Source organism: uncultured Ligilactobacillus sp. (assembly GCF_948826705.1).
Lineage (GTDB): Bacteria > Bacillota > Bacilli > Lactobacillales > Lactobacillaceae > Ligilactobacillus.
In genome coordinates, this window is sequence record NZ_CAQLEL010000041.1 from 1 (window position 1) to 7242 (window position 7242).

9 protein-coding genes and 1 pseudogene are annotated in these 7242 nt (G+C 34.5%); 7 read left to right on the forward strand and 3 right to left on the reverse strand.

Going from position 1 to position 7242, the window contains the following annotated elements:
- Positions 1-212: 212 nt before the first annotated feature.
- The 5 genes from Q9Q35_RS02465 (at position 213) to Q9Q35_RS02485 (ending at position 4096) form a co-directional block, all read left to right on the forward strand.
- Complete coding sequence (locus Q9Q35_RS02465) at positions 213-1409, forward strand: hypothetical protein (protein ID WP_304651975.1); 1197 nt, start codon at positions 213-215, stop codon at positions 1407-1409.
- A complete protein-coding gene (locus tag Q9Q35_RS02470; protein ID WP_304651976.1) occupies positions 1406-1771 on the forward strand; it encodes a hypothetical protein in 366 nt (121 codons plus the stop codon). Before Q9Q35_RS02465 ends, Q9Q35_RS02470 begins: the two co-directional genes overlap by 4 nt.
- On the forward strand, positions 1771-2112 hold the full coding sequence (locus Q9Q35_RS02475; RefSeq protein ID WP_304651977.1) for a hypothetical protein: 342 nt from the start codon (positions 1771-1773) through the stop codon (positions 2110-2112). The genes Q9Q35_RS02470 and Q9Q35_RS02475 overlap by 1 nt, the downstream gene beginning before the upstream one ends.
- A gap of 490 nt (positions 2113-2602) precedes the next feature.
- Complete coding sequence (locus Q9Q35_RS02480) at positions 2603-2719, forward strand: DUF3427 domain-containing protein (RefSeq protein WP_304651978.1); 117 nt, start codon at positions 2603-2605, stop codon at positions 2717-2719.
- 207 nt (positions 2720-2926) lie between these two features.
- Positions 2927-4096: a hypothetical protein gene (locus tag Q9Q35_RS02485; RefSeq protein WP_304651979.1), complete on the forward strand. Its 1170-nt coding sequence runs from the start codon at positions 2927-2929 to the stop codon at positions 4094-4096.
- 114 nt (positions 4097-4210) lie between these two features.
- Here Q9Q35_RS02485 and Q9Q35_RS02490 read toward each other — a convergent pair whose 3' ends face one another.
- The 3 genes from Q9Q35_RS02490 to Q9Q35_RS02500 form a co-directional block, all read right to left on the reverse strand.
- A complete protein-coding gene (locus Q9Q35_RS02490; protein WP_304651980.1) occupies positions 4211-5059 on the reverse strand; it encodes a reverse transcriptase domain-containing protein in 849 nt (282 codons plus the stop codon).
- 38 nt (positions 5060-5097) lie between these two features.
- Entirely contained in the window at positions 5098-5589 is a 492-nt protein-coding gene (locus Q9Q35_RS02495; protein ID WP_304651981.1) for a hypothetical protein, read from the reverse strand.
- Positions 5590-6043: 454 nt separating this feature from the next.
- The gene (locus Q9Q35_RS02500; protein ID WP_304651982.1) at positions 6044-6454 is read right to left on the reverse strand and encodes a hypothetical protein; all 411 of its coding nucleotides are present in this window, start codon (positions 6452-6454) and stop codon (positions 6044-6046) included.
- Positions 6455-6743: 289 nt separating this feature from the next.
- On the opposite strand from Q9Q35_RS02500, the gene Q9Q35_RS02505 reads away from it, so the two are divergent.
- Together Q9Q35_RS02505 and Q9Q35_RS02510 are read left to right on the forward strand one after the other, a co-directional pair.
- Positions 6744-6893 carry a hypothetical protein gene (locus tag Q9Q35_RS02505; protein ID WP_304651983.1) on the forward strand — a complete coding sequence of 50 codons (150 nt, stop codon included), beginning with the start codon at positions 6744-6746 and terminating at the stop codon, positions 6891-6893.
- Between the two features lie 137 nt (positions 6894-7030).
- Positions 7031-7242 (forward strand): annotated as a pseudogene (locus Q9Q35_RS02510) (hypothetical protein); the annotation flags it as partial.

Consider the following 7242-nt stretch of genomic DNA (forward strand, 5'->3'; position numbering starts at 1 on the left):
TCACTGTACACAGCATTTCCTCTTGGCATACCATTTTTTTCAACACTTATCCCATCAATAACATATTTTTCGTTATTATTTATCATTACTGACACTGCACTACCACCAGAGCCAAGTATTCCATATGATCTTATTTTTCCAGATGGGGGATCGAAACATCTTTCCGCAACGGCACCTATGGCAACAAAAAGCAGTACGGTGTTCCTAACCACATGCAGGCGATGACAGTTGCACCAGTAAAGGATGGGGTGGTGGACTACAGTCAGCTCACGATCGCTTATGCTGGGACTAACCCCGAGGATAAAGTCGATCTAGTGACTGATGTGATCGATGTTGCTGATGTGGATGGCACTTTATCTCAAACCAAAAATCTGATCGAACTCTTTGAGCCTCCAGTGAGTCAATTCGATACCGCTTTGGGTTATGCCAACTATATTCAAAAACGCTATCCTAAAGCAAAGATCGCAGTGACGGGACATTCTTTAGGTGGTTCGCTAGCTTTGACTGTTGGTGCCAAAAAGCACCTAAAGACAGTAACATTTAATGCCCCAGTCCCCAAAGATAAGTTGAGTAAAAAAGATAAGCAGTACATCTTAGATAATCCGACAAAAATTACTAGTTATTTGAATGTCGACGATCTTATCGGTAATTATAACAACAGCTATACCTTGTTTGGTGGAATTTTCAAGGGGGATTTTCAGCATTACTATAAAAATGGGACAGGGATGGGGGATATCGATCTTGAAAAGACATTGCGCTCACTCTCACAGGGCAAACTCGTTTTGAAAAACGGCCAGACGATCTCTGTAAGTAAAGAAAAATTAGAAAAGCTCATCAATGAAAACCATAACGTAGCTAACTGGTTCGATGAAAAAGGTCAGCTTAGATATTCACATCATAAAGTGGTAGTTTCCAAAACGCAGAACACGTTTGAAACAAAAGTGTCAAAGGCTGACACAGCTTTAGCTGAGCGCGTGGCTAAGATACGTGGATTACGCAAGAAGTATGGACATAGATACAGCGTTAAAGGTGGCAAGATCAAACTAGATGCAGCTTTGGCTTACGCTCTAAAAGCTGCGATCAAAGAACACGGACAAGCAGGGATCGAAGTGCTCGAACAGACGCAAAAACAGATCGAAGCAAAGTTAGAAGCCAATTGGAATGAGACTTTACAAATGGCGCGCCAGATCGGGACGGATCTCACGGAAGAAGAAATACTGGAGGTCTTGCATTATGCTGGTGCTGATAAGGAAAGTTTATATACCAAGCCAGTTGAAAAACTAAATGAGCAATTAAAACCACTAAAACAGCTAAAAGAAGATCTAGCTGATTTCGATAAAGCATTTGATAAGAGCATCAAGAAACGGATCGCTGACGATCAAGAATTAGCGGGAGAATTTGGGCTATGATGGACAAAGAACAAGAGAAGAAATTTTTGCAAAAGCAAGCAAAGCTGGAAAGTGAGTATTTTCAACATAAAAAAGCATATGAGCAGAAACAAGAAGAATTTGTTATGCTCGACCACAAGTTGGGTCAGATCTATTATGAGATAGCTGGTGTGACCTATCAGTGTTTACGTCAAAACGATGCCACCCCACAAGAGCTTTCAAAAGTGAAGAGGCTGCATGCAGAGTTAGCCGAAATTGCACGTGATACTTATCGCATAAATCGCCAAAAATCAGAGCTTGAATGGGAAGAATATCGTGTGGATAATCGCAGAAAGCAGGATAGATTAGAGGCGGAATTTTTACAGCAAAGGAGGCGGTCATGATGAACACTTTAGCTATCCAAATGGCACTTCAGGCCCAAACTCAGCTGGTGTATAAAGGAACTTTGGCAAATGATCATATGGTGGTCACAACTGCTTTAAAGCAGATCAAAAAATTAGTGCAACGTTTGATGATATTGGAAAATGTAGCTTCAAGCAAGCTAGCTAAGAAAAATGCGATTCTTGAAAAAGGGATGACTGAGCTTGATTCATATATCAATGAGATACAAGAAAATCTTACTCATGACATTGAGATCTTGCCTGAAGCGATCGAAGGCGAACTGGCCAAAGCGGTGAGCAAGTCAGCTAAGCAGATCTGTCGGGGATTTGGGAAGTTGGCATAGTAAATAATAATTAAATATTGTCTGGAAGCAAAAGATTACCGGACGAAAGTTAAAAAGTCCGATATATCGTGGAAAACTACCGAATAAAAAAGTACATCTGTCAAGGAATTTATGGATCACTGTGACAGTGAATTTTAAAATTGATGAAGTAAATGTAAAAGAGTTCTTCAATAATTTAGACATTACTGATGAATAGCTATCGGATATCAGAAGAACAGCAAGTTTCTCGTGTTAAGCATAAACAATCTGATTAGAAACGAATTATTTGCTAAATTTTAATAAGCGTGTTCCAAGTCAAAAAATTGGTGGAGATTTTATTGATAAAGATCATGATATGTCACATATAGTAAGAGTGAAAACATTAGCGAAACTATTTATACGGTGACTAGTTCAAGAATCAAAGTGTGATGTACATGTATTCAAAGAATAAGTGGCGAATGAAGGACTGAGATCCCAAAAGCTCTATTGAGGTGTTGAAGAAGGCAAGCAGGTGTTAGACATGCATATGTTTGTAAAAAATTCTGATGATGAAGGGACATCCTTTATCTATTTAGGGCCATGTGAAATTATTAAGGATTCAATGAAGCAAGGATTCTCTAAACGCTAGGATGGTAAAGAGGATTAAATTGTTTTAATGGATTTGAAATTAACTATCCCAATTGATGCGAATAGATACTATATGTTGACAGAAAAATAAGTATTTAGGTCATGGATGGAATGTCTATGACTTTTTTATAATTTTAGCTAAAATAGCTTAGTTGTAACTTGTTGATTTTTGACTATAATTGATAGAAAAATGCTTGGAGATGATTTTATGGTCTTTAGCATTGAGGATATAGAATTTAAGGATATTGATAATACATTTAGTCATCTAAATAAAAATCAAGTTGTGGATATTATTAATAAATATTATGCTGGTGAACCAGTTAAAAATATTATAAGTGAGTATAATCTTTCAGTTTTACCAACTAGATTAGTTAGTGTTTTCCCTAAGGTAGTGACTAATAAGAAATGTGTAAAGTGTGGGGCAAATTTAGTAGTCAAATTGAAGTCAAAGAGTTATGGACAGATAAACTTTAATGAGGCGTACTGTCATAATTGTGATCACAGAGAAGATGTACCTTTTTGTAAGTGTCGCTATTGCGAAGAAGAGAGAAGAATGCTGGAAGAAAATAAGCGGGAATATATTATTGAAGCTTTAAAACAAAGTAGAGCACCTCAAAAATCGGAGGGGGAATTATCCTCAAAAGACGTATTATATATGTGCGTTATTTTATGTTCACTATTATCGGAGGATGCCTCAGTTATTAATCCTTTAAACAGCTCAGTAAAACCAATTACTCCAAGTGAAAAATGGACACTAGAAATGATCAAAGATCTTTTAGAAAAGGATTTAATAGTTGTTAGTGATGATTCTGATTTAAATGCTTTTACCATTCCAGAAGATCAAAATGGCGTAATATATAATGTACTTGAAGTTAGATATGAGATAAATATTGATCCCACTGATGGTGATTGGAATGGAATGCTAAAGCGTCTAATGTATCCTAATCCAGAACAGTTTAGTAAAGAATTTTGCTATGGAATGTGGAGAAGAATAGCAATGACTGAGAGTGAAGCATATCTATTACATGAAATGCGTGATGTTAGATACGACTTTAATCCAGGCGAAAAGACGCAAATGGTACTTGAATATTTAGTTGATCACTTTTCGATAGGGCAAATTTATAATATTATTTATAGAGCTGTTGCTAACAGTACTAAATGGTATTCAACGGGAAAAGTATCAAAAAAACGGGCACAAAATTCTGTAATAACGAAATGCGAGCAATTTGGGCGGTACGCTATTGCAGAGAAATGGAATTTAAGGGTGTACGGTAGAATAACAGATTTGCCGGAATCTATGATTAATGAAGTTTTATTTAATTCTATAATGAAAATATCGAGTTTAGGTTTTTCAGAGCGACCTGCAGATAATTTTTAATGATAAATGAAAACTATGACGATTAAGGTAATATTCAATTGCTGTATTAGTAATTAAAAATGCACAACCTAAGCAAAAAATATCTTGCTGGTTGTGCATTTTTTTCTGGCTTGGTTATTTTTTCCAGCCACGCTTTCTAAAATATGAAATTTGTTTTTGAACTTGTTTCAATACTCTAACTTCGTACCGTCCAGAACTTAGTTGATCTTGTGCTCGTTTAGCATATGATTGCATATTTCTTTGCAGTAAAGGTTGGGTAGATAAATATAATTGGACAGCTTGTTTACGTAGTCTATAATCGCGATGCTCACGGTGATCTTTTTCTGATAAACGAGTTCTAGCACTTAAATAGGGGAACGATTCATTTCTTTCTAGTAATTTTCGATCATTAAAGAAATTATCCATTAATCTAGTTGTGCGTTTCCCTCTGTAATGATATTTATAGATACTCTTACTTCTCATATGAACAAATTTTCCATCAAAAAGGAATCCTAAAAAATCAAGTGGCTTTATTGAATAATTAATACTATCTAAATGACTATATATAGTACGGTCATTTGAGACTGAATGAAAAATTTTAGTCTTTTCTCGTTCTATTGTTAGTTTTTGTAATTTGCAAAGGTTGAACAGTATATCTCGTATTTGAAATGCTGTTGTTTTAGAAACGTTAGGCAATGCAATAATAAAGTCATCTGAATATCTACGATAAATTCCATTATAGTGACTGATAATTTTAGTTATACTGGAATCAAATGAAATCATATATACATTTGCAAGTATTGCGCTGAGTGCAGTACCTTGTGGAATCCCTTTTTTAGGCGAATTGATAAGTTTCAGTTCATTAGACTTGATTTTGTCACTGAGTTCCTTACCATTTTTTACATAAGGAGTATGTTTGTTTTGCAAATTGGTATGATGTTCTAAATCACTTTTGAGTACAGATTTATGTTTAGTTAAAAACATAAAAACATGATACCAATTCTCTGGTAGTCTTTTTTGACCTAAAACGGTACATAAATTTTTTTAAGTATTTTATGATCTAATGTATCAAAGAAAGATTTAAAGTCTGCTTTTAAGATCCAGCAATCAGGATTATCCCAAATAAAGTCAAATATTTCTTTAGCACCGGAAATATTTGACTTTCCTCGTCGATAGGCTATTGGGACGTCACTGAATTCAGACTGATTAAGAAATTCTTCATAATTATTATTCAATAGTACAGAGTATGCCTTAAACATGAGAGCATCACGGTGAGATGGTAGTGATATAGGCCGTGACTTTGTCTTAAATTGTCCATGTCCAAGGTATTTTCTAAATTTAATATTATAGTTTATAAATGGATAATGTCGATAATTTATATAAAATTTTTCAGATGAAAGACAGTCTAATAATTCTGAAATTTTTTGTTGACTTAAGGGCCTATCAAAATGTCTATATAATTTTGGATTATATATTTCTTCTAAATTTCCGAAATTAAGTCTACTTTTCCCCATAAAGAAGCTCCTTTTTAGATGTAATATAAATAGCGGAAAAATCGAGCTACCGGACGCTTTAAATGATTTTTCCGCTAGATAACGTTATTTTTTCTGGTAAGGAGAATAAAATAACTTCTGGAACCCAGGCATACTTATAATAATGTCGAGAGACAATTCTCGGACTATTTAAGCGACATACATTATGAATGGATGTGCTTTATAATGTCATCAAGCAATGACTTCGACCAGATGGTCACAGCATCAATTACTGTGATCATAATAACTATTTCAGTTGCATTAGCAAGCGAAATATGTTACTAATGAATCAATTCTCCGTTCCCTACCAACTTAACAGAATTGGCAGTATTATTATATCATACAGCTATTTGTGAATGGGTAAATTTATATCATTTCTTAGTATAAATAAGGGCAGATACTCCACACAGTGGTAGCTATCCGTCCTATTTGTGTCTTATCTAAAAGGATAATTTCCATAAATAATACCACGTAAAGCATTGACATTAAGATTTTTGGTGAGGAGCCACCATTTTGGCATCATTATGGTAATTGGCTCCAATTCACTGACCTTGACATGTTGCATGACATTGACGCGAAGTGAAACAAAAAATGAATTTGGGACTGTTTTTTGTTTTTGAGCAATACTGTCTAACGTGGGTGGAACTGGTCTTTTAAGCTTTCGCCACTTCTTATCTACGTGATATTCAAGGATACCTGAAGCATAGGAAAGTGATTCGGCTAGATCCATTTTCTCAGTTCGAATTACTAGTTCTTGAACATCTAAAACAAAAAAATCATAGCCTTCTTTGTCGTTAGCAACTGCAAAAGCTGGAAAATGGAGCACGATCTTAGGTTTTAGAACCATATAAATTCCCCCTTTTTCATATTTAAGCAAATAGATTTATTTGGGATTTCAATGTAGCACTTTTAGTAAGTAAAAGGGAGATAATTAGTAATTTTTTATAATTTCTAGATTTTAGCCATAATATTATTGTCAAAGTAAACACAAACGTTAAATCATTAGTAAAATATTGGGATTTTTTTATATGTTCATCGATGGATTTTTATTAGCCAAAATGTGTAGATAAATGGCATAATAAAGGTACAGTAAGTGTTTTTTGTGGTGTGAATTTATTATTTACAAGGAGAATAATATGGATCTCAAAAAAGAACGGAAAGCTACTTACGCTGCTGCTAGTGGTGGCATCAGTGCTTTCATTGCCACATATTTTGATTTTCCGCTTTGGTTACTCATGCTCACGGTTTTGAGTGTAACTTATTTAAGTGTACGTTTGCTAAAATAATTTGTGTATTAACGCTGTCCTTCAAGGATGGCGTATTTTTTGTGTTTGAAATTATACAATAATAATAAGTAAATGATAAAATGTAGATATAAGTCAATAATTTTTTAGATATTTTAATCAATGAGGAGGTGCTCATATTGAATGGATGGAAAGAAGTATTAAGTATTTTTGCAGTGACGATCAGTGTTGGATTGCTAATAGGGATGCTACTTTTGATCAATTCAACTAAAAAGATCGACAAGAGCCAACAAGAGATCCGCCAAGAAAAAGTTACACAAGCTCAATCAAAACGAAGTAGTGAATCTAGATCAAAGGCTTCAAGCACCACAGTAGAAGTACCAGAATATGA